The 264-nt window shown below is 70.8% G+C and carries 1 protein-coding gene; it reads left to right on the top strand.

Features of this window, described 5'->3' with window-relative positions; genetic code table 11:
* On the top strand, nt 1–264 hold a 264-nt coding region (locus AC3II9_RS21905), incomplete at both ends, for a diguanylate cyclase domain-containing protein (RefSeq protein WP_489158819.1).

Genomic DNA, 264 nt, shown 5'->3' on the forward strand with positions numbered 1-264 from the left:
CAGGTCGAACGCCTGCTCGTCGAACGCAGCGGCATGGGACCGGCCGCCTTGTTCTTCATCGACCTGGACGGCTTCAAGGCGGTCAACGATACGCTGGGCCATGCGGCCGGCGACCAGTTGCTCGCGCGGGTGGCGGGCCGCCTGCGCGAGGTGGTGATGGCCCAGGTCAGCGCGGGCCTGGGCGACGCCGTGATCGGCCGCCTGGCGGGCGACGAGTTCACCATGTTCTTCCCCACCCTGCCCAGCCGCGATGCCGCTTCACGC

This window comes from Lysinibacillus sp. RU7, assembly GCF_057837305.1.